This is a genomic window from Oscillibacter valericigenes (assembly GCF_021531435.1).
Lineage (GTDB): Bacteria > Bacillota > Clostridia > Oscillospirales > Oscillospiraceae > Oscillibacter > Oscillibacter valericigenes_B.
On sequence record NZ_JAFBIS010000005.1, the window covers coordinates 36,652 to 61,690 of the forward strand.

Genomic DNA, 25,039 nt, shown 5'->3' on the forward strand with positions numbered 1-25,039 from the left:
TTTACCGTATTACCCCTGTTTTTCCTAGTATTTTCAATGGTTTCCGAGCTTTTTCCCACTGTTCAGTAAGCACTATATAAGGCCAACGGTTTCTCCGACGACGATTTCTCCCGCCCCGTCATCGGCATCTGCGATTCCTTCACGGACATCGTGCCCGGTCACAAAAACCTGCGGGAGCTGAGCGAGCAGGTGAAATACGGCGTCTACCGGGCAGGGGGCACCCCGGTGGAGTTCGGCTGCATCGCCGTCTGCGACGGCGTCTGCACCACCCACAGCGGTTCCCGTTACTCGCTGCCCTCCCGGGAGATCGTGGCGGACGGCATCGAGATCATGGCCCGTGCCCACCGGCTGGACGGCCTGGTGCTGGTGGGCTCCTGCGACAAGACGGTGCCCGGCATGCTGATGGCCGCCGCCCGGCTGGACATTCCCTGTATCTTCCTGGCAGGCGGCTGTATGCTGGGCGGCCCCTCCTTCGGCGGAAAGCGGAAGTCGGATTCCACCTCCTCGGAGGAGGCCTACGGCATGTACCAGGCCGGCAAGGTGTCCCGGGAGGAGGTGCTGGAGCTGACGGACGCCTGCTGTCCCACCATCGGCTCCTGCCAGCACATGGCCACCGCCAACTCCATGTGCTGCATGGCGGAGGCCATGGGCATGAGTCTGCCCGGCTCTGCCGCCATCCCCGCTGTCTACAACGCCCGCACCCGTGCCGCCCTGGAGACCGGCGAGACCATCGTGGAGATGGTCCGAAACGGCCTCACCGCCCGGGACATCATCACGGAGGAGTCCATCCGCAACGCCATTATGGTGCTGCTGGCGACAGGCGGCTCTACCAACTGCGTCATCCACACCTGCGCCATCGCCCATGAGATCGGCATTCCCGCCAAGACCGTCATGGGCTGGTTCGAGGAGTACGGCACCACAGTTCCGTTGATCTGCCGCATCAACCCGGCCTCCAAGGACTACGACGCCGAGGATTTCTACCAGGCGGGCGGCATCCCGGAGGTGCAGCGGCAGCTGGCGTTCATTCTGTACAACGACTGCATGAGCGTCACGGGCCGCACGGTGGGGGAGAACGCGGCAAACTGCCGCAGCCTGTATCCGAAAAACCCGGAGGTCATCACCTCCCTGGACAAGCCCTTTTCCACACTGGCGGGCCTTGCCATCATGCACGGCAACCTGGCTCCGGACACCGCCGTGGCGAAACCCGCCGCCATCGCCCCGGAAGTCCGGCACTTTGAGGGCACCGCCATCTGCTTCTCCGGCGAGGACGAGGCCAACGAAGCCATCGGCAAACAGCTGGTGAAGCCCGGCCATGTGGTGGTCATCCGCTACGCCGGTCCCAAGGGCGCCCCCGGTATGCCGGAGATGTTCAAGCCCATGAAGCTGCTGTACGGCCAGGGGCTGAACAAGTGCACCGCCCTCATCACCGACGGCCGCTTCTCCGGCACCAACAACGGCTGCTTCGTGGGGCATATCTCCCCGGAGGCCGCCTCCGGCGGTCCCATTGCCCTGATCGAGGACGGGGACAAAATCGTCATCGACGTGGTGGAGAGGAGCATCGACCTGCTGGTCTCCGACGAGGAATTGGCCCGCCGCCGGGAGGCTTTCCACTATACGCCTGCCCCGGTGGACGGCTATCTGTCCCGCTACGCCCGGGACGCCAGAAGCGCCGACCAGGGCGGCATTCTGGAATAACCGGCAAAAGGCTCCGCCGCGGAATTGCTTCCGCGGCGGAGCCTTTTTGAGAGGGGAAAAGGGGATCAAAGTGTTAACCAGGGGCGGGAGATGCGCGTCTGCCGGGCTTCCTCCAGCGGCACATCCAGAAGGTACAGCTCATCTTCGCCGCCGGCCTTGAACTGCAGACCGCCGTCGGGAGCGGCCAGCAGGGACTGGCCCGCAAAGGCCAGCTCGCCCTCCGGACCGACCCGGTTGCACATGGCTGTGAACACCGTGTTTTGAAAAGCCTGCACCTGAACCTCCCATTCAAAAAGCTCCAGCGGCTCGCCCAGAATGTTGGCGGTGGGGATGATGACCAGCTCCGCGCCCTGCTTTGCGCAGGAGCGGATACCGTCCGGCAGGTGGCGGTCAAAGCAGATCACGACACCGATTTTTCCGAAGGGGGTGTCGTAGACCTTGAAGCCGTCGTCGGAGGGGGTGTAGTAATCCTGCTCGTAGAAAAACTTGGCCTGGGCGATGTGCACCATTTTGGAGATGCCCAAAATCTCACCGTCAGAACCGATCATCAGGGAGGCGTCGTAGCGGTTCTTTCCCTGTTTCAGGTACACGTTGGGGCTTGCGTGGATGCGGAATTTCCGGCAGGCATCCCGGATAGCGGTGATCTCCGGCCCGTCGGCGGCCATGGCCCACCGCTCCGCGTCTGCTTTTTCATATTGAGGAAAGAAAGGGGAGAGCTGCACCTCCGGGAAAAAGATGAGGTCGGCGCCGCCCTTTTCGGCCTGCTCTATGAGGCGGAGCGTTTTCTCCAGGTTTTCTTCCACGGATGTACCCATCCGCATCTGCGCCATGGCCAGCTTCATAAGCGCCTCCTGTTATCTGACAGCGGCGAAGCCCTTCTCCAGATCGGCGATGATATCGTCGATGTGCTCGGTGCCGATGGAGAGGCGAATGGTGTTGGGCTTGATGCCCTGGTCCAGCAGCTCCTCGGGGGAGAGCTGGGAGTGGGTGGTGGTAGCCGGGTGGATGACCAGAGACTTCACGTCGGCCACGTTGGCCAGCAGGGAGAAGATCTCCAGATTGTCGATGAACTTGTGGGCCTCCTCCTGGCCGCCCTTGATTTCGAAGGTGAAGATGGACGCACCGCCGTTGGGGAAATACTTCTCGTACAGGGCGTGGTCGGGATGGTCGGGCAGGCTGGGGTGGTTGACGTGCTCCACTTGAGGGTGCTTTGCCAGGAACTCCACTACCTTCTTGGTGTTCTCGGCATGGCGGTCCAGGCGCAGAGAGAGGGTCTCCACGCCCTGGAGCAGCAGGAAAGCGTTGAAGGGAGAGATGGTGGCGCCGGTATCCCGCAGGAGGATAGCCCGGATGTAGGTGACGAACGCGGCGGGGCCGGCGGCGTCCACGAAGGAAACACCGTGGTAGCTGGGATTGGGAGCGGCGATGGGGGCATACTTGCCGCTGGCCTTCCAGTCGAACTTGCCGCTGTCCACGATGATGCCGCCCAGGGTGGTGCCGTGGCCGCCGATGAACTTGGTGGCGGAGTGGACAACGATGTCGGCGCCGTGCTCGATGGGCCGGATCAGGTAGGGGGTGCCGAAGGTGTTGTCGATGACCAGGGGCAGGCCGTGCTTGTGGGCAATAGCGGCGATGGCGTCGATGTCGGGGATGTCACTGTTGGGGTTGCCCAGGGTCTCCAGGTAGATGGCCTTGGTGTTGGGCTGGATGGCGTTTTCCACTTCTGCCAGGTCATGGGCGTTGACGAAAGTGGTGGTGACGCCAAACTGGGGCAGGGTGTGGGCCAGCAGGTTGAAGCTGCCGCCGTAGATGGTCTTCTGGACCACGATGTGGTCGCCTGCCTGGGCCAGGGCCTGAATGGTGTAGGTGATGGCCGCCGCGCCGGAGGCCAGGGCCAGGGCCGCTACGCCGCCCTCCAGGGCCGCGATGCGCTTTTCCAGCACATCCTGGGTGGAATTGGTCAGGCGGCCGTAGATGTTGCCTGCATCGGCAAGGCCGAACCGGGCGGCGGCGTGGGCGGAGTTGCGGAACACGTAGGAAGTGGTCTGGTAGATGGGCACTGCACGGGAATCGGTGGCGGGGTCGGGCTGTTCCTGACCGACGTGGAGCTGCAAAGTTTCAAATTTATAGTTACTCATAATATGTACCTCTTTCACTTTTTAATTTGGATACGAAAAAAGCCGGGGCAAACTTTGCTCCCGGACTGCGTATGGCCAAATTGAGGTCCACCCATGAAATACTCAGTGGACAGTGGGCGCGTCGAAACGCCCGGCCATATCAACAGTCCGGGAGTACAGCATTCGACCACAGCGGAAATTGCTGCGCAGCAGGCGGTTCAGAGTCTTCTGCATGGATATGGCCCCCTCTCTTTAAACCAATCATACTTGTTGGTTGATGGGGATAATATAACACTTCCGCTCCGGCCTGTCAAGTAAAAATTTGCATAATCAGACAAAATTTATCCTGGAATTTTCAGAACCGGATGTGCCAATAATCGGCTTAAATCGGAAAAGTCCTGCAATTCTTGACAGTTTGCCGGATCGTAGTATAATAAAGTGCATAAAAAAGGCAGTATGCCCCACGCTGTCATTCCGGCGGGGATCATTCGATACACCGATTCAGAGGAGCGAGTCATATGAAAAAAGCATTGTTTGGCTATGATATCAAAGAGGCTGATGCCGCTCTGGACGAGCTGACGAGCCGAAACTATGCATTGGGTCAGCGGAATGACCGTTTGGTCAGCAGCCTGAAAGAAATGCAGGCACAGCTGGAGGAGGCGCAGCAGGCCGCGGCGCGTGCAACAGATGTCGAGAACACGGACAGCTACCGAAGCCTGCAGGAAAAACTGGAAGAAGCGGAGAAGAAGCTGGCAGAGAGCACTGCGGAAAACGGCCAGCTGAAGGAGACGGCTGAACAGGCCAATCAGCAGTTGAACGCCGCGCAGGAAGAAGCACGGCAGGCGAAAGCGGAGCTTGAGCGCCTGAAACTGGAAATGGCAGATCGGGAGGAAGAGCCTGCGCCCCAGAGCGGGGAGCTGGAAGAACTGCGGGCCGCTGTTTCCAGCCTGAAAGAGAAGAACGAGGAGCGGGACAGTCAGCTTGCGCAACTTCAGGCGGAAAACGATCAGCTGAGAAGCAGCGCCGCTGATGCGCAGGACGAGATCAGCAGGCTCCGTCAGGAGAGGGAGGTATCCGGCTCCGCGGAATATCAGGCCGTACTGCGCCAGATGTGCATAGATGTAGAGCGGTCCAAAAAGCGCGTGGGTGACCGCATGAACGGCGAGATCGATAGTTTCGCAGGAAATATGGCGAATGCGGAAAACGGCTTTACACAGCTGATCGAAGAACTGGAAAGCGCCCGCGCCCAGGCACAGAGCGCCTTTGAAGCGGATGTGCAGAAGCTGATGGAACGTTTCCGCTGTCTCAGCGAGTACTGTGACAGGATCACGGCGCAGATGAAGATGAAGACGCAGGACCGGGAAGCCTTTACCGACGAAATGCGGCAGATCGTGGATGAGATGCAGTCTGAGGTGATGATCTCCAAGGGCTCCTCCGAAGAGTCTCCGGCTTTGACGGTGGTGGGTAAAGACATCCGTCCTTTTAAGCGGGCCTGAGTTTTCCACTGTCAATCGTTTCATAATAAGTTATGGAGAACTGCCGGAAACAGCAGTTCCCCATATTTTTTGACGAAAATTTTGCGATTTCTCATTTTGCAGGCGCAATATGCAGCAGGGGAGATGGGACTGATGATGCTGCTCCACCATGCGGGAAGCTGAATATCCGGGCGTCAGTTCTGGATAAAGGAGTAAATGATCTGGCTGTCATCGATGATCTCCATGTCCATATCCATCGCCAGCCGCACACTGTCGCTGCCGTCGTAGCTCTTGATGGAAATTCCAACGGAGAGACCGTCCCGGATGTTATCAAGAAACGGGACTTTTGTGACAGTTGTGATCGTTTCCCCGGGAACAAGCTGTGATAATTTCAGGTCAAGCGTTTCCCAGTAGACCAGCGTGCCGCTGGAATCAAAGATCTTGATCATAACAGGCCAATCCCAGTACAGCGGCGCGCTGCCGTCATTTTCCCAGTCCAGCTGAATGTCGATGGAATCATCGGAAAAGGAAAATGTCGTTGAGAGCCTGGATACGTAGTATTTGTATCCGATGCGGCGCAGGACTGCTTCGTAGGCGGACGCGTATTCCTCCTGATCCGGGATGTGGGGGCCGACAAATGTCAGGTGGCAGTCCTCGACCTGGCGAAGGAGAGAGGGCAGTTCCTCGTTAAACAGGCGTTCCGGGTCGATCCCGCTTGTGATCTCTCCGCCGGCCGGGGCGGTTTTCCAGAAGGAGGGGTACGGCAAAATGTCGATCGTGCCTGCGGCGGCGTCCTGGCTGCCGCCTGTTTTTGTCCACTCCAGCCATGTGTCTGTCTGCTCCTGGTCGCCGATCACATCGTTGTAGATGCCCAGCTTGGCATCCACGGCATGGATGTAGCTCCTGCGCATAAGGAAGCGCACATTTTGGAAATGCTCCGTGTAGGCGAGAATATAGTCCCAGCAGGTTTCCGCCGAAGGCATCAGGGAATTGCCGCTGCTGTCCTGCACATGCCATTCACCCCAATGACCGAGACTGCCCAATTCGACATAGGCCGCGAAATCATCCTGATTGAAGTAATCGGCCAGAGCGGAAACGGCCATTGCGTGCCGCGAAATAAAGAACTCATTTTCGTAGTTCGGCGAATAACCGGACCCGCTGCTCCCGGTATAGTACGTGCCGTCTCCGGTGGCCTCCAGCAGCCATTGCGGAATGTCCGCATGGCCGGCCTCGCCCGGATCGTCACAGATAAACCGGATCACCGCGTGCTTGCCCTCTGCTTTCCACAGGGGGATATGGAAATTGGACTCCAGAAATGCGGTGTTGTACTGCCCCATCTCAGGTTCCCAGTCCGCCCAGCGCAGCTTGATGAAAACCAGATCGGTATCCGCGCATTTTTCCAGATCTTGCGCATAAGGCGCATATCCCATCAAAGGATTTGCCACAATGCCTTTATCCGGCGTAAAGCCTACCTCGTCGTTCAAATGGTAGCGTTTGAGCATGTAGAAGAGAAGCCCGATAATAGCGGCGGCCAGCAGGAGCAGGACGATGTAGTCGGCGCGGTTGCTTTTCTTTTTAGCCATTATACTCTCCGTTGTACTGGATGAGGTTGACGTCCTTGACGCCTTCGATCTCATTGATCTTATCCATAAACGCTGTGCCGTGCTTGTCGTAGATCAGCTCCAGCGTCAGTTCACAGGTGGAGCCGCGCATGGTCTTGCTCTTGATTTGATAGTGGAAGCGGCTCAGGCTGCGAAGGATCTCGTCGTCCGCCGTATCGCCTTCATAATGGATCACCAGAATGTAGATGACGCCCTGCTTACGCTTGTGGTAAAAGACGTAGACGATGCCGATCATCACGATCATGGTCAGGGCGGCCAGCACGTAAAGCCCCGCGGCCAATGTGATGCCCACGGAGATCGACCAGAACAAATACAGCAGGTCCATGGGGTCTTTGATGGCCGTGCGGTAACGGACGATGGAGAGGGCGCCGACCATACCGAGAGAGATCACGATGTTGCTGCTGATCGCAAGGGTCAGCATACATGTCAGCACCGTCATTCCAATCAGAGTGACCGCGAAGGACGCGGAATAGACGACGCCGCCGTAGTAATGGCCGTAGACCTTATAGATCACGATGCCCAACAGCACGGCCGCGGCCATGGCGATGACCGCTGTGATGACAAAGTCCACGGTGATCCCGCCGCTGGCGGCAAAGGACTCCCACACCGTTTTCTTAAAATAATCCTTGATAGACATTTCTCTGTTTCCTCCCGCTGATATATGTTTTGGAGATCCCTGCCGTGGGATCGGTAAGGTGATGGGCCGCCTCATAGCATTGCGTGTACTTTGAAAACGCGGAGAATTCCTGACCATCCAGAGGCAGGAGCGTTTTGACCATCTGCGGCAGAAACGAGGTATACTTGACTTCCAGGACCAGCTTGCCCGGCTCTATGGCCGGAAGCGTGGGAAGCTCCGCGTCAAAAATGTCAAAGGAGCCTATGGCGGCCCGGACATTTTTATCGAAGGTGATGCGGACTGTGCCGGCATCCAGGGTCAGCGGCGTTCGCTCATAGTCTGCGATCACCTTGGGGCGGAGGAGATGTGCCATGTATTCATAATAGAATTCTCCGCAGAGGTTTTCTTCTCTTTCCAGAAGAAATTTGCAGTCTCCGTCAAGGATCTTCTGAAATTCCCCTCTGGTCAGCAAGGCGGATTCTTTGTAGATATAGCTGCCGTTTTTTGTTTTCCGTTCAAGGCTGATGCGGCTGTCGCTGCAATTATAGACCCTGATGCGCCATTTCTGACGGAAGTTCACGCCCGTGATCTTTTCCCGGTAGGCGGAGTCGTTCATATCGTCAAAGTAAAGGCTTCGGATCATATATTCTCCGCCTGCCGCGTTCCGGTCAAGGGACAGGAACGGACTCAGACGCCGCTGAAGCAGTTCCGCTTCCGGATAGGAAACCAGGTATTTCCACTCATGGCGGAAAACTTTCTTTTTTTCGGACATCTCATTCACCTTCGTTGAAGTAGGAGGCATGGACAGAGCCGTCAGGCAGCACATAGAAGCACAGGACGCCATGGAGCGTTGTTTTGACTTCAGTGGAATAGGTCTCGTAAGCGATCTGGCTCCTGCCGTCCGCGGTTTGCGCTGTGACGGAAAGGAAATACTGCCCGGCGGGAAGCTGGCCGATCACCCATTCGGTGGACTTGCGGCCGGAAGCAGTGAGAAGCGGCGTCTCAAAGTCCCAGGAATCATCCAGCGCGATGTCATATGCGACATCCATGCCGCGGGAGGCGTCTTCCCAGGAAAGCCGGAGACTGCCGTCCGCCTGTTTTTCCGGTTCAAGGATGTGGAAGGGGGCGGGTAGCTCAAGGCTGTCATAGTAGGCATAATAGTTTCTTGTGATCTGCTCATAGATACCCGCCGCGAGGGTATCATACTGCGGCGGGGTCACCCGGGCGAAGGTCTTGTCTGGCAGGCTGTAAACATATTGCTTTGCCAGCGAGGTGAGTCTGGACACGGCGGAGGATACGGCGGACTCGGTCAGATATGTTTTGTACAGGTCATCCACCGCCGTGCTGAGACTGGCGATGCAGGCGTCATCTCCCAGCATTCTGGAAAACAGGACGTTGTCATAGAAGCTGAAAATTCCGGTGTCCCAGGCCGCCGACTGGCCGGGATTCCGCATTTCCTCGTAATCGTCCCGGAGCGCACCGTCGTTGTCCCAGGAGATGAAATAAAACTTGTCGGAACCCGTGGGACTGTACAGGTAGTAGTTTTCCGTCGAGGCGTTCTTGTTTCCGACCAGGATGTTGAAGGCAAGCCAGTTGAACAGGTTGTCCCTGTCAAAATAGGTATTGATGACATCCTGAATGGGGACATTGGGGTCGTTGACGGCATTGAGCATTGCCAGCAGTTGGGAATGGTCGTTACCGCCCTTGATCTCCAGAAGCGATTCAAACGCGTCCTCCCGGAACTGGGAAGAAGTGGAAAGAGTGATGACATCTTCGTGGCGGGCAAAATCAAAATCGTCGGCTTTGTAGATCGCACCGTCATCATCCAGATGGCGGTTTTTAAAGTAGGTCTTGTTGATGGGCTCCACCATCGTGTACAGGCCATAGTCCTCATAAAGCGTGTCCACGCCGGAAGTCGTGTCCTTCACATAGAGGTGAACGAGCCGCGTCCTTGTGCTCAGCAGGGACGGTATACCCTGCATCAGTTCGTAGCACAGCTTGTTTGTGATGCGCAGCGGATCGGTAAAGCTCTTGGAGAGGACCACGGTTTTCAGTCCGTCCAGCGAGCCCTTGCCGTCCTTGATGGAGACGCGGTAGCTCTTTTGCTGGCGCGCGGAGGCGTTTTCCCCCTGCAGCCGGACAACGGCGTTGGCGGTCAGCTCCCCGTATCCGAAAGAGCCTTCGGAAGGCGCGGTTTCGTCGCCCAGCTGAAACACAGCCTCACATTGATACGGGGCTGGTCCCTGTTCGTTCAAAGGGATGGAGTTGATCTCCGTCCAGGTGTGGTCGGTGCCGTCGGCTTCGTTGCCCAGCCCCACAGCCAGGTATACGACTGTGACGCCGTCATCCGATTCCCCATAGAGGTCACCGGCGTCGGAGACGGAGATTTTGGAAGTATCCGTTTTCTCATAAGTCTCCTCCGGCGACAGGATACCGCTGAAGGCGCCCTCTGACTGAAAACCACACCCGGCCAGCAGCAGGCAGAGCAGGACCGGCAGCGCCTTCCAGACGGAACGCGCCGGCGGGTGCTGTGTCTTTTTCCGCTTTTGTCCGGCGGTATATCTTATATTTCTCATTACACATCCTCCCCGATGTAGACGGATATGGTCCCATCCGGCTCCACCGTAAAGACATAGCAGCCATAGATTTTTCCGATGTCTGGAATACTGTAAAAGTCAAAGCAGTCGATCGTGTGGCCGGACTCATTGGTTGCCGTGACCTTCAGATAATAGGTCCCCGGCTCCAGAAGACCCACCTTGGCATAGGGGATGGTCAGGCCGGAGTCCTGGGACAGGATATTTCGGAACCAGTAGTCGGTGGCCAGCTGATAGGCGTAGGTCACAGACTCGCCCCGGATGTCGTAGGAAGTGCCCCAGGAGAAAACGATGCTGTCCTCATGGTGTTCCGGGACATTGACAAAGAACGGCCACGGACAAGCCAAACTGTCCAGGTAATATTCGTAATTGATCTGTATTTCCGACGAGAGCATACTGACGTATCTGTCGTATTCCGTCGGGGTCAGCTGGCTGATGTTGTTGCTGAATGCATTGTTGAAAGCGTCGTATTTCACGACCTTGCTGTAAGCGGCGGCACGTTCCGCGATTTTGTCGGGGTTCAGCGCATGCTCCATCAGGTCGTGGATGGCGTCATCAAGCTGCTGACGGTAGCACGCTTCCTTCATCATCCGCTGAAAGAGCACCAGTAAGACATATTGGGTCAGTCCGCGTTCCCAGGAAAGGCCTTCGAGATATCCGACTTTTTCATAGTAATTCCTTCGGAATGATGCGTCCATATCCCAGGAGATGAAGTACCACTTTTGGGAATTCTGCGGACTATAAATATATGCGTTTCTCGCACCGGAGTCGTAGTTGCCAATCAGAATTTGAAAAGCCATCCAATAGCACAGGTTTTCCGCGTCAAAGTTTTCCTCTATGATCTCCGTAATGGGGATGCTGTAATTCTGCAGCCTGGTCAGCATGTCCCGCAGATCAGAATGGTCATCGCTGCCCTTGATCTCCAGATAGGTTTCAAAGGCATCCTCGTCGTAGTCGTCTCCGACGGCCATGATCTCGTCGTAATCATACCATTCAAACATATTGATCTTGTACAGCTTGCCACGGTCATCCAGACCGTGGTTTTTCAGATAGGTCCGGTTGATCTGCTCCACCATGGTGTAAAGACCGTAATCCACATAGTTCCCGGAGCTGCCCGCCGTTGTGTCCTTCACATAGAGATGGACGAACTGGGTCCGGGCGCTGAGAAGCTGAGGAATATCCGTCAGCAGGTCGTAGCACATCTTATTCAGAAAGCGGTAGGGATCGCTGACATGCTTGTTCAACGCCAACGTCCGCTGGCCGTTGTATTCCTCCTTGCCGGCCTTGATACGGATCTTGTAGTTTTTGGAATCGTACCGGGAGGATGTCTGGCCCCGGACCTGCACGGTCACATTCGGCACAGTCTCTCCGTAGCCGTAGCTGCCCTCGCCGAGGCCATTTCCATCATCAATTTGGAGGATGCCCTCTACCTTGTAGCGGTCGATACCCAGGTCATCATAGTAATAAGTGGAGTGGGCGTTGACCTCCGACCAGGTGTGGTCGGAGCTGTCAGCCGCGTTTCCCGTGGATACGGTGAGATACATACTGATGACGGAGGTGGGGTCATGCCCCTCGTACAGCGCGTCATTGTCGTGGATGTTTCCCTCCGACGGCGTCTCTTTGGGAACTGCCTGGACCGCGGAGACCTCCGGCGCTTCCGGCGCGGCGGAGTTTGCGGCGCAGCCCGACAGTATCAGGGCAGCCAGCAAAAGGGCGGTTATCTTTTTCAGTCGCTTCATGGGACGATCCCCTTATCTTCCGCAAATTGCTGCACTCTTTCCTGAAGGCGCCTCTGCCGCTCCGCTTCCTTGCGTTCCTGGCGCTGGTCCAGCTTCACGGCAATGAAAACAAGGGGCCCTTTCTCTTTGCGCGGGAGGATGCTTTGCTTTGCCAGCAGATAGTAAGGCAGTTTTTTCGTGCGGTGCCCCAGGCCGATGACAGATACGACATAGAACACGATGGCTCCGGCGAAAAAGCCGACGCCGTAATAATTCCAGCTTCCATATAGGATCTGCCAGATGGTGGCGGCGGTGGAGATCACGCCGAAGAGGGACGCTCCGATCACGGCGGAGGTATAATCCTCGAAGTACAGCAGGATCAGCATCATGGAATTTGCGATGGCATAAGTTCCGTAGCCTATGCAAAGGAAACGGAAGATATCAGAGGAAAGCGCGGAGAAGCCCAGCGGCAGCGCCTCCAGCACCGGCGGGGCAATGACGATAAAAAGGATCGTCGTAAAGAGCTGCTTGTGTCCCGCGTAGCCAAGCTCCTGCCGGAGAACGGCCAGCATCTCATCCTCCGCCTGTTTGATGTCTTTGATGGAACCACGGTCATTGAAAAGACCGTAATAGTTCCGGTACTTGGGATAAAACCGGACTTCCACCGATGTGATAAAGTTGATCGTCGTGATCAAAAGGCTGAAAAAGGCAAAGAGGGCGGGGACATCGTACTGGGGCGCACCGTAAAAAAGACCCTCCACCTGTACTTTCAGCGGCCCGAAATACATGATGATCATATGGGAGAACAGGCCGATGTTCAGCATGCCGCCGGTTATGACCAGAGGCCGGTACCTGTCCATCCACGCAAGAAAGGAGAAATTGCTGCCCTTTTGCGTGGGAAAGTCATCCAGCAATACGTTCAGATACCTGCACATCAGCAGGCCGTATGCGGCGATGATCGCAAGCATGAAGACCTCGATGCTGACAAAGCCCAGGAGGATCGCGATCAGGACCAGAAGAAAGCCCACCATCAGCGAAATGCAGAAGGACAGCACGATGGCTTTATAGTCCTTGACAGCGGTCAGGTAGATCATTTCGTTCCAGACAACGATCAGCACCAGCGAATACCACAGGCAGAGGAGCTGGTAAAGCAGGGAGACCCCGGAAAAGTGCAGAAAAATTCCGTAAAATACGGTGCAGATCGCCAGCATGATAGCGGTGGAGCCATAGAAGGAAGGAATGACCTTTTCGTTTTTCTCCTCGTAGAGCATATCGGATACGAAGCGGGTCACGCCCATGTTGAACCAGCTTGTGATGGTCAGGGAGGCCAGCAGGCTGTATGTGAGCATGCAGTTCAGCAGCTCTCTGGAATGGCTGTCCATGCCGCCGATCCGGGCGGCAAAGGAGACGCTGCCCAGAAGGGCAATGCCCAGGAGCATGGGCCCTGTTGAGATGATCCCCGCATAGCCGTACGCCCGGCAGAGGTTGAAAATACCTTTTTTGTCAAATAGTTTTCTCAGACTGAATCCGATTCCTGCCATCTCTTAAAAACCTCGTCATATACTTCCAAATAGCGGCGGATCATATCCTCATGGAGAAAATACTTCTCTACCCGCTTTCTGCCGATGATACCCATTTTCCGCCGTTCCACGGGATGCTGGCACATCCGCGCCATGGCGTCCGACATGGCCTGCACGTGGATGGGAGGCACACAGTACCCCGCGGAGCCGAGGTCGTCATCTTCGGCGACCTTGTTGATCAATTCCTTGCAGCAGCCTACGTCTGTGGTGATGACGGGGCAGCCGGCGGCAAAGCTCTCCAGGACAGAGAGCGGCATTCCCTCTGAAATAGAGGAAAGCATGGTGAAATCGAACTTTCCCAGCCACTCGGTCACGTTGACCGTGCCCAGAAAGGTGATGTCCGGGACCTGGAGCTGCGCGATCAGATCATAGCATTCCTGGGCGTATTCCTTGTCGTCCTCCGGGCCGGCGATATAGAGCCGGGCGTTTGGAACTCTGGCCTTCAGGTCAGCAAACGCGTAAATCATGGTTTTCACATCTTTGATCGGCGCGATGCGCAGCACCGCACCAATATCCACATATCCGTTATCCGGTTTGGGGGGAATCTTACAAAACCGCTCGTAGTGGATACCGTTTCCGATGTAGGTGCATTTATCGGGGTCGCAGCCCATGTCGATCTGCGTGTGCATGGCGCCGCTGAAAAGACTGGTGATCATGGACGCTTTTTCATAGGCACCGTCTGACAGCATATAGAAAAACCGGACCCAAAACTTTTTGAAAGCCGGATTGACCCATTTGGCGCGGATAATTTCCTCCTCCCGCTCACGGGTGTAAATGCCGTGCTCGGTGATGAGATACGGCACGTGATAGGTGTAGCTTCCCAGCCGGGCGAGGATCCCGCTGTATCCGGTGGCAATGGCGTGGTAAACATCGGCCTTAGGGATCTCGGAGGATAAAAGATGGAGCACCGGCAGGAACATGGAACGGATCGTGTGGAAAAGGTCGGAGAAGGCTGTGTAAGGATACTCCGTTTCGCAAAGATGCATCAGAATGTCCAGAAAAGTCTCGCTTTGCAGGAAAGAGACCGGCGCGATGCGTTTTTGCGCGTACATTTCGAACAGGACTTCCCAATGCGGATTTTTGCAGTTGATCAAATCATAGAGGACCTGGGTCTCTTCGGGAGTGAAATTGTATTTTTGGGGAGCGTTGACCAGCTTCAGGGCGTCGCCGAGGAAGATCTCTTTTACTTCCACCACATTGTCGGGCAGCGTATACTTGAACTGCCCCTGGCTGTCAGAGGACGCGCCGATGGCCCATACAACGAATTCGTGCTGGGGCATGGCCTGGATGTATTGATGGATCCAGGAGGACACACCGCCGGTCACATAGGGGTAGCACCCCTCCAGTATTACGCAGATTCTCATGGTACGATCCTTTACCTGCCTTTAAGACAACTGAATATCGACCTCATCTGAAGTCGCGCGGATCAGATAGAGCGTGCCGTCAAGCTGTGTGAGCTCGCCGCCGGCAACGGATGCGATACCGCGTCCGTCGTTGATCCGCAGCATGAACCACGCCTCGTCATAGAAATTTGCCAGTTCCAGATGGATGCTGTTTTCGGTCCTGGTCTGGACCATATCGACATAGTCGTATCGCTGGACGGCGGCGGCGATCTCCGAGCCGGTCATGGAGCGGATGGACGGAACGGACGAATACAGCCAGTCCACATAGTCGGACAGGTTGGAGAACATGTTCGCCCAGCCCATCTCAGCGCCGCGGTCCTCATCCAGGACGTCGTCGGGGTGCTGGAAGTGGGAACTCACCAGATGGAAATTCAGTTCCGAAAGAGCCACGAGGCGTGTATAGTCGTCCAGAATATAGCCTGCGATCACGCGGGGGGTACTGATGATGCCGTTATCCTCCACCTGGTACTCCTGGTAATAGGCCAGCTCGCCCGGAAGATAGACGGAGGCGATGGCCTTGATGTCGGGGAATTCAGAGGCCAGCATTCCAATCCCGTCTCCTGAGATGATGTTGGACGGCGGCACATACACCTGGAAGGTGCGGTCCGGGTACAGGCTTGAGCAGAAGCCCTTCAGCTCCTTGACCGAATTCAGCATAGCCTGGTAGCTGGGCCATTGGCGGTAGCTGTCAAAAAGCCCCATATAGTCGAAGTTTTCCAAAACGAGAGGCATGTGGTTGAAGCCGTGGAAGCCGATCTCGCCTCCCGCGTCCAGAAGCATGTTGCCAAAGTACTGATAGCGTTCCGTATCCGTGTTTCTCTTAAACGTACCGGACACCTGATCCGAATACTCCTCAATGACCATGCCGGTATATTTGATGCCGTATTTTTCGGCCAGGTTATAGATGTCCGTCCACCATACGGACGTATAGAAATCCTTGATGCTGAGGTGATAATCCCGCTCAATATATTCGGCATAGCCGTTGGGGACGGGAGAGGGGAAGTCGTCGATGTAAAAGGCGGAGGCGTTGATCACGGGATAGACGCACGCGGAATCCAGCAGGCTGTACGCGGCACAGTGAATGCCGCGGTAGCCTTTTTCCAGAAAACCGAGATTGTCGACAACGACGGTTCCGAGCTCTGCGTTCCGGCGCCAGATAATGGGGACAGGGTATTCTCCCGATGACTGTGCAAACACCTCACAGTCATCCTCCAGATAGACGCTCATGGAGGAGTCGTAAGCGTCGGTGACCACAAAATCACGGGATGCGCCGCCAAGCATGAAGTCCTTTGAAAAATGGAGGCTTTCAACCGTTGTATAGCTGCTGCCGCAGTCCCGGATACCGAGTATATCGAACAAACTGCAAAAGCTGCCGCTGAGTTCCGGCGGATATAGGATCATCAGATTTCCGCCGGCCTTGACCCAGGTCTTGATGCTGCCGAGCAGGTCCCCCAGATACTGGTAGTGGGTCACGGAAAGGACCAGATAACCATAGCTGCCCAGAGAGTTCTCCTCAACATCCCCGCACTCCAGCGTATCGAAAGGGACCTTCATCTGGGAGAGGATCGCGGACATTTCCTCCAAGCCCACGGTGCCCATCTCATCGTCTTCATAGATCAACAGGCAGGCGGCAGCCTTCACGGGATGCACGGTCTCCTGCTTTCCGACAGACAGCAGTTCCAGACTGGGGTCCTGGGACGTATATGTGACGTTTTTGGCCACTGCGATCAACACGAGCATCAGCAGGCACATTACGAGAGCGGTTGGCAGCATATTGAAAAAAGTGCCGCCGGACCGGGCCTCGCCGGGTGTGAAATTGTCTTTTTTTCGCCTCATAGCCATGGCAGTTGTACCTTTTCAGACAAGTTTTAAGAACGCCAGAATTCAATTTCCCCACGCCCATCAGAGGATAGATAGACGCTCCTCTGGTCGATCAGCTTGATGACATCCGTCACGCCTTCCCGGTTCTTTCGGATCGCGTGATATTTCAGAAGATAGAGATAGCCCTGCTCGTTTTCCGGCCGGAAGGCGATCATCTTTTCCGCATCGGTCCGCAGATCCTCCAGATTTTGAAGGAGCATATCCGCGTCTGCTTTTTTGATCCACAGGGAAAGGCTGTCCTCGTTTTTCGCGAGGCGCTTTTTCAATACATCCACATATTTGCGGAGCTGGGCATCCCGCCGGCTGCCCTCCAGCAGGCCGCTGGACAGATACTGCTCCAAAAGATTCTGATACTTTCGGATCAGGACTTCGTCATCCGGGTCGTCCATCAGCTCTTTGCTGAGGGCCTGGAACTTCAGATCGAACTCCTTCTGGATCTCCACAAGTGCCGTGACCGCGTAGTGGACGACTTCGGGGTCATCATTGGATCTGGCTTCGGAAAGCTGCAGAATATAGCCGCTGGGGTTGGTGTAGAGGACGTCCATGATCAGTTCCCGCTTGGTATGGGAATCGTTGATGAGGAGCGCCTCCTGAATGGGAACGACCTTATCCTGCATATCGTCTTCGTCGATCTCGACCCGGCTGTTCAGGTCATAGAGCGTTTCTTTCATCATTACCCGCTGCGTGCCGGGATCGTTCACAACAAATGCCTCGGAAAGAGGCACGACCTCATTGGTGTTTTCGCTGTCCTCCAGGAGGATGCTGCGGCGCACATTGTCGTCGACCTGAAGGCGGGGCAGCCCCAGCTCTTTGGCCTGCCGCTCCGTTTTGCGGTAAACATGAGAACGCAGGAGCAGGCTCGCAAGTCCGAAAACAGGCACGAACAGCGCGACAAAAATATCAATATATGGGTTTTTCAGGATATTGAGGTATGCCAAAATGAAGCAGACCAGACATACCAAAAGATGTATCATTAAAAAAATGAATAAGATCGTGTTCATATCCCTCAATTACCGCTAATGATCTCATATTTGAGCCCTTTTTTGTCAAGCCGCTCACCGACGATGCTGATCGCTTTCCGGTTCGTCTGCGTCAGGACCAGGAACAGGGAGCCATCATCATCCGCACCGACGATGTCGTTGTTCCGCACCAGGCCTTTCAGGGAAGAGGAGATGTACTCCTTGTCTTTGGAATCGAACCGGATCAGCGCGTAGCTGGACAGGCCGGCCTCCGCCAGATTCTTCTGAGCATTCAGGATTTCTGTAAAGTAAGACGGGATGACGATCGGGGTGCCGGGATAATATTTCTCCTGCTCGATGGCCTGCTGATACTCCAGGGCGCGAATGAAGGAGAGCTTGATCAGGCTGCAGAGAATGCTGAACAGATTCATGTAATACAGGCTCATCTGTTCGGGGGTGGCATGATAGACAAAGATCAGCAAACTGACTGTATCCTTTTCGCAGATGCCGTAGGCATACATCGGCAGGTCGGGGAGCAGGTCGGTATTTTTCCAGGTGTTTCCCGCAAGGACCGTATCATATACGGGACGAACGGACGCGATCTCAAGAGATTTTGGCAGGTCTGTCAGAATATCTCCAGAACTTGCGGCCAGACGGCCGTATTTCTGCCAGCTGTCAACAGTGTAAATGGCAATGGAGTGATTCTTTAAGATCCCCTCCATGGTCTGGATGCTGTTCATGAAAATTTCCTGGGGGAGGACGCTGTCCAGCTTTCTGACAGCCTGGAAAATAACGCCGAAGGAGTCCTTGTATCCCAGGATCTGCCGCTTATATTCGCTTTTGTTCTCCACCGCGCCGTGATAGACGTCGTTCAGGAACAAGTATTTGTCCCGCAGAAGGTCGTTTTCCTTTTTCAAAAACTCGTTTTTCTGCCGGTGTACCGTGCTGATGTAGCCGGTAATGGAGCCTGTGATCAGATAGATCACGAACGGCAGCCAGTTTTCGATGTTGTAAAAGAGCATGGTGCCGTTGACGCCGATGCTTCTGTATCCGAAAAACAGGGCGATGCCCGCCAGGATACCTGCCAGGATGCCTGTCATCGTTCCGTAGGTGGTGCCCATAATGAGGACATAGAACAGGCGGATGTCAACATATTTGAAATAAACGGAGGACGCCGTTTTGCGCACCAGAAACTCAGCGACCAGGAAAAATACGATCAACTCAATGTATCCGACGGCATTTGTCAGGATCTTGTCACGGATCTTCTGCACAAGCGCTTTTGCCCAGGAATTCTTTTGGGCGTTTTTCTTATAGGCAAAAAACGCGTCCGCAAAGGTGCTCAGCACATTGTCCATGGGGATAAAGCCGTATTTCTTCTTCAGTTCAATGCTGTAACTCTGAACGGAGATGAAATTCACCTTATCCTCATACTCAATGACGGTATCCGGGTTGATCTTCAAAATCTCGTTCTCCAGATCCCACCAGGTATAATGGTAGCCGCTGGCAACGCTGTATGTAGCGGTGCTGTCGGAACTTTCCTCACTGATGTCCAGGAGCAGTTCCATGAGATCGGAAGCGGAGAGAAAATCAATTTTGTTCTCGGGGCGGTACGGGAATACCATCTTTTCCCCATGGAGCATATTGGAGAAGATCTGGCCGAGAAAATTGGAATCGTTCAGCTCCGAGGCGATGTAAGGCGTCCGCAGGATGATCGTTTTGATGCCGTGGCTCTTTGTGCAGTAGCGAACAAAATTTTCCAGCTGCGCAACGGCGAAGGCCTCTCCGGAGGCGTAAGCCCGGCCCACGACCTGCCCCATGATGTCATACTTGGGCTGAAAGTTGAGGCTTGCGATGGAGGTGACCACGATGAGCTTGGAGACTACGTTTTTGACACAGGCGTCAACGATGTTATCCAGAATTTTCATCTCATCGTGCAGGCCGTCCTGACCGTCGGCGTATCCGCTGATATACCAGACCGCGTCGATCTCAAACGCGTCAAAAAGCTGATGGAATTTTTCCTCGGTGGGAATGGTATCGTAGTAATGCACCCTTCGGCTGGAACGGCCCGGCGCACAGCCTTTCCCGGCGATCACAAGGTTATAGGTATCCGCGGCCTTTTGGATGGCTTCCTCGGAAAGCAGGGAAATATTGCCGCAGATCATGGCGCAGGAAACCTGGATCTTGTTTGCCGCCTCCTCGCGGGCCACGGCTTCGGCATAGGGGATCGCGTCTTCGGCATAGATGCTGTCTTCCAGCTGGAAAGGATCGGCAGCAGGCGCCGGACGGATCACGAAACGCTCCTGGGAATCGCCCCTTGGTTCCGATGCTGCCGCGGCGGAATCGGCCATATCGCTTTTGTTTTCAGAGAATGTGTCCTTCTCTGTTAAGATCTCGTCTGCCACAATATCACTCCGTTAAATTACATTGGACTCCAGAATACGCTCTGCAATGGGCAGGAATTTGTCCAGCAGCTCCGGGTCGAACTGACGGCCCCTTCCGGACTGGAGCTCCTGCAAAATATCTTTTGCCATCATTTTGTTTCGGTACACGCGGGAGGAATTCATGGCGTCAAAAGCGTCCGTGATGCCGATGATCCGCGCCTCAAGGGGGATCTGGGAGCCTTTCAGACCATAAGGGTATCCGGTCCCGTCATACCGCTCATGGTGGCTGATCGCGCCGATGGAGGCATTGGGGAGCAGGGTGAGATCCTTTAGGATCTCTCCGCCGATCACGGTGTGCTGCTTGATGGCCTCATATTCTTCGTCGGTCAGGGATGAATGCTTGTTCAGAATGGAATCGCTGACGCCGATTTTCCCGATGTCGTGGAGCAGGGCGATGTTGTATAGCCGCTCCAGCCTGCGGGAGTCCCAGCCCAGTTCCGTTGCCAGCATGACGGAGTATTCCGCGACGCGGGAGGAGTGCCGCTTGGTATAAGTATCTCTGGCGTCCACGGCATTGCTGATGGAGAGGATCGTCTGTGTGGTCATGGCCATCAGCTTGTCATGCTCCGCGTTGACCGCCTTTTCCAGCGTCTGCGCGTTTTGACTTTTAACCAGCAGCTGTTTGTGCTGGAAGTAGCTGTATGCGAAGAACGCGGCGTATACAATTGCATAGAGAATCGGGTAAAATATCCGCATTTCCGCCGGATAACCGGAAGGGACCCTGTCAAACAGGGGAGAATAGAACAGAACGATGAAATAGAGGACAAGAAGGCCGCTGATCATGGAGCCGTATTTGATCCCGCACAGACTGATGGTGACGGTAGGAATGAACAGGATCAGCATCATGGACAGGATATGGCTGGAGGCCCAAATGGTGGAGCATACGGCGATCCCAACTAAAATAACGCAGAATATGATGGACGCGGTCCCCTGCCTGAACAGCCGCTTGCCAAAGAACGCGCCGGCGGCGCAGAGAAGGGAAAGAGCCAGAAGGAGGATGCCGTCGATGTCCCGGACTTTCCAGAAGCTGTATGCACTGAGCAGGAAAAAGAAACACGACAGGATCAGACAGCCGACAGCTCTTGCCCTGGATAATGCCCCGTTGATCCGGCTCTTCGGCGGTTTTGTGTTGATCGTCCTCAAAATGGCCAGAAGCTTAAATTTCATATCCATCTGACATTCTCCCAATTCCCATAAAAAAAGCCGCCCTTGTCTGATGCATACAGACAATGCGGCAGCTGGCTGGCGATAAAGCCCCTGTAGCTTTGCGTCCCCACCTCACGATGGGTTTGCTCTTCCCAATAAATTCTAGCTGATTATAGCACGAAGCGGACGGTTTTGCAACAGAAAGATTGCTTTTCTGACACGATAAGCGCTATATTCATGCGCCTGCGTGCGCGGGGCCCGCCGGGGACACTGGTCCCGGCGGGCCTTGACCGGCTATGGCGGCTTCCGGCGAAAGCGCGGTCAGGTTTTGTAGCAGCCTCCGCCGACGAACTCCCGCATCAGGGAGGTCTTGGGCACGTCGTCCGCGGGAAGCGGCAGGAAGTAGTTCAGGAATTTCAGCAGGCGCTTGGCCTCCACGTATTCCTCACAGTCCTTGGGGACGCCGAAGAGCAGCGGCTCTACGTAGGGCTTCAGCAGGGCGGTCTCGTAGATCAGCGCCGAGTTGAAAATTTTATCCGCGCTGTCCTGATAGGGGAAGATGTTGTTCTCCTCACCCTTCCGGACGGAGGGCCACATCCGGATAGTGGCCTGGGCGCTGTATCCCCGGGTCCTGGCGTCCCGTTCGATCCGCCGCAGCAGCCGGGCGTCGGTGGTGGGGATGCGGTTGTGGTCATCGATGTTCAGCGTCGTCAGGCAGCTGATGTAAATTTTGTACTTGCTCTCCTTGGGCAGCGCGTAGGAGAACTGGTCGTTCAGGCAGTGGATGCCCTCGATGACCAGCACATCCTGCTCACCCAGCGTCAGGTAGTCGCCGTTGTACTCCCGGACGCCCTTTTTGAAGTTGAACTGGGGAATTTCCACCGTCTCGCCGTTCAAAAGCCGGGTCATATCCGTGTTGAACTGCTGGATGTCCATGGCGCCGAGGCACTCAAAATCGTACTGGCCGTTCTGGTCCCGGGGCGTCTCGGAGCGGTTTTTGAAATAATTGTCGGTGGCAATGGGATGGGGGCGCATCCCGCAGGCTATGAGCTGGGTGGACAGCCGGTGGGAGAAGGTCGTCTTGCCGGAAGAGGAGGGGCCCGCGATCATGACGAAGCGGACGCCTTTCCGGTTCGCGATCTCCTCGGCGATGTCGCCGATCTGCTTTTCCATCATGGACTCATGGGCCAGGATCATCTGGGTGGCGTTGCCGCCGGAGATCGTGTCGTTCATCTCCGCCACATTGGAGATGTGCAGGGCTTCGGACCGCTGGGTGGCGTCGTGGAGCGCCTGAAACACCTTGATGGAGGGCTTGAACTCGCCCAGGTGGTCCGGATCTTTCTGGTCCGGCAGCCGCAGGACGAAGCCGTCCGCGAACAGCTCCAGGCCGAAGCATTTCACATAGCCCGCGTCCGGGACCATGTAGCCGTAAAAGTAGTCGGAAAATCCGTCCAGCGTGTAGATGTTGACGTGGGAATTGATGCGGTAGCTGAGCAGGCGGGCCTTGTCGTGCATCTGCGTCTTCTGGAAGAGCTCCACGGCGTCATCGGTGTTGACGGACTTCTTTTGAATGGGAACCGCCTGTTCCGCCAGCTCCCGCATGCGGCCCTCCACCCGGTCCAGCAGCGCCTGGTCCAGCGTGAAGGCGCCCTTGGCACGGATGAACAGCCCGTGGCTGATGGAATACTCCACGGTGATGCGCTCCACGTTTTCACGGCCCGCCACATCGTGGAAGGCTTTCAGCATCAAAAAGACCGCGCTGCGCTCGTAGGTCTGCATCCCCGGCTTATCCTGGGCTGTGAGCATTTTGAGGGTGCAGTTCCGGTCCAGGGTCTTATGCAGCTCACAGAGCTTCCCGTCCCGGCTGACCAGCAGGATGTCATACGGATACGCTTTCTGAAAATCCGCGGCGATCACCCGGTATGGCGTCCCGAAGGGGTATGTATGCTTCGACCCATTCACGGTTACTTGCATCATTTTCGTGTTTTCCATAAGATCCCCCTCAATTCTTTGTGTTTCCCGTATGACTATCATAATCTATTTGCGCCATTTTGCCAACAGGCAGCCGGCATCAAATGTCTGTTTTTATCGCTTGCGATCTATTATAATAGTTGACATAAAAAATAGCAAGGAATTTGCGGGCATGAACCGGCTCAGGAAAAAGTATCCGTTATTTTGACGGTTTAAAGTGATACACACTTGAAATGCGGAGCGGATATTTGTATAATACACTCCATAGGTATGCCGCACGGCGGCAGCCTGTGAGAGAAAAGATGGGAACAGACACATCTTTGGGATATATCGTTTAAAGGAGGATACAGTTATGGCAAATCTGACTCTGTGGGACCAGTTGAAGGAGTGGAAGTCCCCGAAGTACAAATGGGTGGACCTGACCCATGAGCTGAGCCCGGAGACCCCGCACTGGTATGGCTTCAAGCCCCTGGAGGCCACCAAGCTGTTCGACTATGTGGAGGGCACCCCCGACGACATGATGGCCCCCATGCGCTGCTTCCAGATCAGTGTGGCCAGCCAGTACGGAACCCACGTGGATGTGCCCCGCCACTTCTGGGGGGATGGCCGCGCCATGAACGACATTACTGTTCAGGAGATGGTGTATCCTCTGGTGGTCATTGACAAGTCCAAGGAGTGCGCTGAGAATCCCGACTTTATGCTGACGGTGGATGACATCAAGGCATGGGAGGCTGAGTACGGCAAGATCCCCGAGGGCGCTTTCGTGGCTTTCCGGTCCGATTGGCACAAGAAGGCCAACCTGGACAACCCCGACGAGAACGGCGTGCCCCACTATCCCGGCTGGGACAAGGCCGCCATCCAGTGGCTGGTGGAGGAGCGGAACATCGGCGCCATCGGCCATGAGCCCGCCGACACCGACCCCGGCTTCGTCACCACCAAGGAGGGCGCGTATCCCTATCCCGGCGAGCAGTACATCCTGGAGGTGGACCGCATCCAGATCGAGGTCATGCGGAATCTGGACCAGGTGCCCCCCGTGGGCAGCATCATCGTCTGCGCCTTCCCCAAGATGAAGGACGGCGTGGGCTTCTCCGCCAGATGCTTTGCCATCTGCCCTGCTGAATAATTTCTGCATCCAACGGCGGGCGCGGCAACCATCTGCCGCGCCCGCCAATCACACATTTCATACTATTACAGGAGGAATTAACTATGGCACTGGAATTTGATGAACAGCTCTCCCGCCTGGAAAAGCCCAGCCGTGACGAGATGACCAACAAGGAGTACGAGGTATTCAACCAGAACGTGGAGTCCATGGAGAAGAACTGGGGCTTTATCAACAACCTCTTCAAGGTCCTGCCCCTGAACGCCTCCCAGTACATCGGCTTCCTGAATTTCAAGGGCTCTCTGTTCAACCCCGAGACCTGCTTCCTCACCAACGCCGACAAGGAGATGATCGGCGTGGTGGTGTCCTCCGTCAATTGCTGCTCCTACTGCCTCACCACCCACGGCGACGCGCTGCGGGGCTACACCAAGAATCCTATCCTGGTGGACAAGCTGAGCTACAACTTCCGCTCCGCCAAGGATATGCTGACGGAGAAGCAGTACGCCCTGTGTGAGTACGCCTGGTACGTCACCAAGCACGCCGACGAGATCGGGGAGGACCAGATCGAAAAGCTCCGGGCCGTGGGCTTCAACGACCATGAGATCCTGGAGGCCGCTTTTGTAGCCGGTTTCTTCAACTACACCAACCGCTGGGTCTCCACCATCGCCCCCGTTGCCAACCCCGGCCATTTCAGCCACAACCGCAACTTTGACTAAGGGTGC

At 55.8% G+C, this 25,039-nt stretch carries 17 protein-coding genes, 1 pseudogene and 1 riboswitch; of the genes and pseudogenes, 4 read left to right on the plus strand and 14 right to left on the minus strand.

From position 1 onward, the window contains the following. Positions 1–81 precede the first annotated feature (81 nt). Positions 82–1,695 (plus strand): annotated as a pseudogene (gene ilvD / locus JQM68_RS04160) (dihydroxy-acid dehydratase); the annotation flags it as partial. 65 nt (positions 1,696–1,760) lie between these two features. On the opposite strand, the gene JQM68_RS04165 reads toward ilvD, so the two are convergent. Both JQM68_RS04165 and JQM68_RS04170 read right to left on the minus strand, forming a co-directional pair. Next, entirely contained in the window at positions 1,761–2,537 is a 777-nt protein-coding gene (locus JQM68_RS04165) for a carbon-nitrogen hydrolase family protein (protein WP_235221661.1), read from the minus strand. A 12-nt stretch (positions 2,538–2,549) separates the two neighbouring features. Then, the gene (locus JQM68_RS04170) at positions 2,550–3,833 is read right to left on the minus strand and encodes an O-acetylhomoserine aminocarboxypropyltransferase/cysteine synthase family protein (protein WP_235221663.1); all 1,284 of its coding nucleotides are present in this window, start codon (positions 3,831–3,833) and stop codon (positions 2,550–2,552) included. A 497-nt stretch (positions 3,834–4,330) separates the two neighbouring features. Between JQM68_RS04170 and JQM68_RS04175 the strand changes: the two genes are divergently transcribed. Continuing rightward, complete coding sequence (locus JQM68_RS04175; protein ID WP_235221664.1) at positions 4,331–5,308, plus strand: coiled-coil domain-containing protein; 978 nt, start codon at positions 4,331–4,333, stop codon at positions 5,306–5,308. Between the two features lie 173 nt (positions 5,309–5,481). Here the strand turns inward: JQM68_RS04175 and JQM68_RS04180 are convergent, their stop codons facing one another. The 12 genes from JQM68_RS04180 to JQM68_RS04235 all read right to left on the minus strand — a co-directional run bounded on the left by JQM68_RS04180 (position 5,482) and on the right by JQM68_RS04235 (position 23,239). Next, positions 5,482–6,870, minus strand: coding sequence for a DUF4832 domain-containing protein (locus JQM68_RS04180; protein WP_235221666.1), 1,389 nt, complete (start codon positions 6,868–6,870; stop codon positions 5,482–5,484). Next, on the minus strand, positions 6,863–7,546 hold the full coding sequence (locus JQM68_RS04185; RefSeq protein ID WP_235221667.1) for a DUF4956 domain-containing protein: 684 nt from the start codon (positions 7,544–7,546) through the stop codon (positions 6,863–6,865). The genes JQM68_RS04180 and JQM68_RS04185 overlap by 8 nt, the downstream gene beginning before the upstream one ends. Continuing rightward, entirely contained in the window at positions 7,524–8,369 is an 846-nt protein-coding gene (locus JQM68_RS04190) for a polyphosphate polymerase domain-containing protein (RefSeq protein ID WP_412758451.1), read from the minus strand. Before JQM68_RS04190 ends, JQM68_RS04185 begins: the two co-directional genes overlap by 23 nt. Then, positions 8,299–10,101: a CotH kinase family protein gene (locus JQM68_RS04195; protein ID WP_235221669.1), complete on the minus strand. Its 1,803-nt coding sequence runs from the start codon at positions 10,099–10,101 to the stop codon at positions 8,299–8,301. Before JQM68_RS04195 ends, JQM68_RS04190 begins: the two co-directional genes overlap by 71 nt. After that, complete coding sequence (locus JQM68_RS04200; RefSeq protein ID WP_235221670.1) at positions 10,101–11,858, minus strand: CotH kinase family protein; 1,758 nt, start codon at positions 11,856–11,858, stop codon at positions 10,101–10,103. Before JQM68_RS04200 ends, JQM68_RS04195 begins: the two co-directional genes overlap by 1 nt. After that, a complete protein-coding gene (pelG, locus tag JQM68_RS04205; protein WP_235221671.1) occupies positions 11,855–13,378 on the minus strand; it encodes an exopolysaccharide Pel transporter PelG in 1,524 nt (507 codons plus the stop codon). Before pelG ends, JQM68_RS04200 begins: the two co-directional genes overlap by 4 nt. Then, complete coding sequence (gene pelF, locus JQM68_RS04210; protein WP_235221672.1) at positions 13,354–14,781, minus strand: GT4 family glycosyltransferase PelF; 1,428 nt, start codon at positions 14,779–14,781, stop codon at positions 13,354–13,356. The genes pelG and pelF overlap by 25 nt, the downstream gene beginning before the upstream one ends. Positions 14,782–14,802: 21 nt before the next feature. Further along, positions 14,803–16,560 carry a DUF2194 domain-containing protein gene (locus tag JQM68_RS04215; protein WP_235221674.1) on the minus strand — a complete coding sequence of 586 codons (1,758 nt, stop codon included), beginning with the start codon at positions 16,558–16,560 and terminating at the stop codon, positions 14,803–14,805. A 128-nt stretch (positions 16,561–16,688) separates the two neighbouring features. Further along, on the minus strand, positions 16,689–17,639 hold the full coding sequence (locus tag JQM68_RS04220) for a hypothetical protein (RefSeq protein ID WP_235221675.1): 951 nt from the start codon (positions 17,637–17,639) through the stop codon (positions 16,689–16,691). Positions 17,640–17,707: 68 nt separating this feature from the next. Then, the gene (locus JQM68_RS04225) at positions 17,708–20,062 is read right to left on the minus strand and encodes an NAD-dependent epimerase/dehydratase family protein (RefSeq protein WP_235221676.1); all 2,355 of its coding nucleotides are present in this window, start codon (positions 20,060–20,062) and stop codon (positions 17,708–17,710) included. A 12-nt stretch (positions 20,063–20,074) separates the two neighbouring features. After that, positions 20,075–21,274, minus strand: a complete 1,200-nt coding sequence (locus JQM68_RS04230; RefSeq protein WP_235221677.1) for an HD-GYP domain-containing protein — start codon at positions 21,272–21,274, stop codon at positions 20,075–20,077. 57 nt (positions 21,275–21,331) lie between these two features. Further along, a riboswitch (cyclic di-GMP riboswitch) is annotated at positions 21,332–21,405 on the minus strand. Between the two features lie 163 nt (positions 21,406–21,568). Beyond that, positions 21,569–23,239: a nucleoside kinase gene (locus tag JQM68_RS04235; RefSeq protein ID WP_412758452.1), complete on the minus strand. Its 1,671-nt coding sequence runs from the start codon at positions 23,237–23,239 to the stop codon at positions 21,569–21,571. A 331-nt stretch (positions 23,240–23,570) separates the two neighbouring features. Between JQM68_RS04235 and JQM68_RS04240 the strand changes: the two genes are divergently transcribed. Both JQM68_RS04240 and JQM68_RS04245 read left to right on the plus strand, forming a co-directional pair. Continuing rightward, positions 23,571–24,341 carry a cyclase family protein gene (locus JQM68_RS04240; RefSeq protein WP_235221678.1) on the plus strand — a complete coding sequence of 257 codons (771 nt, stop codon included), beginning with the start codon at positions 23,571–23,573 and terminating at the stop codon, positions 24,339–24,341. An 83-nt stretch (positions 24,342–24,424) separates the two neighbouring features. Beyond that, complete coding sequence (locus JQM68_RS04245; RefSeq protein ID WP_235221680.1) at positions 24,425–25,033, plus strand: peroxidase-related enzyme; 609 nt, start codon at positions 24,425–24,427, stop codon at positions 25,031–25,033. The last annotated feature ends 6 nt before the right edge of the window (positions 25,034–25,039 follow it).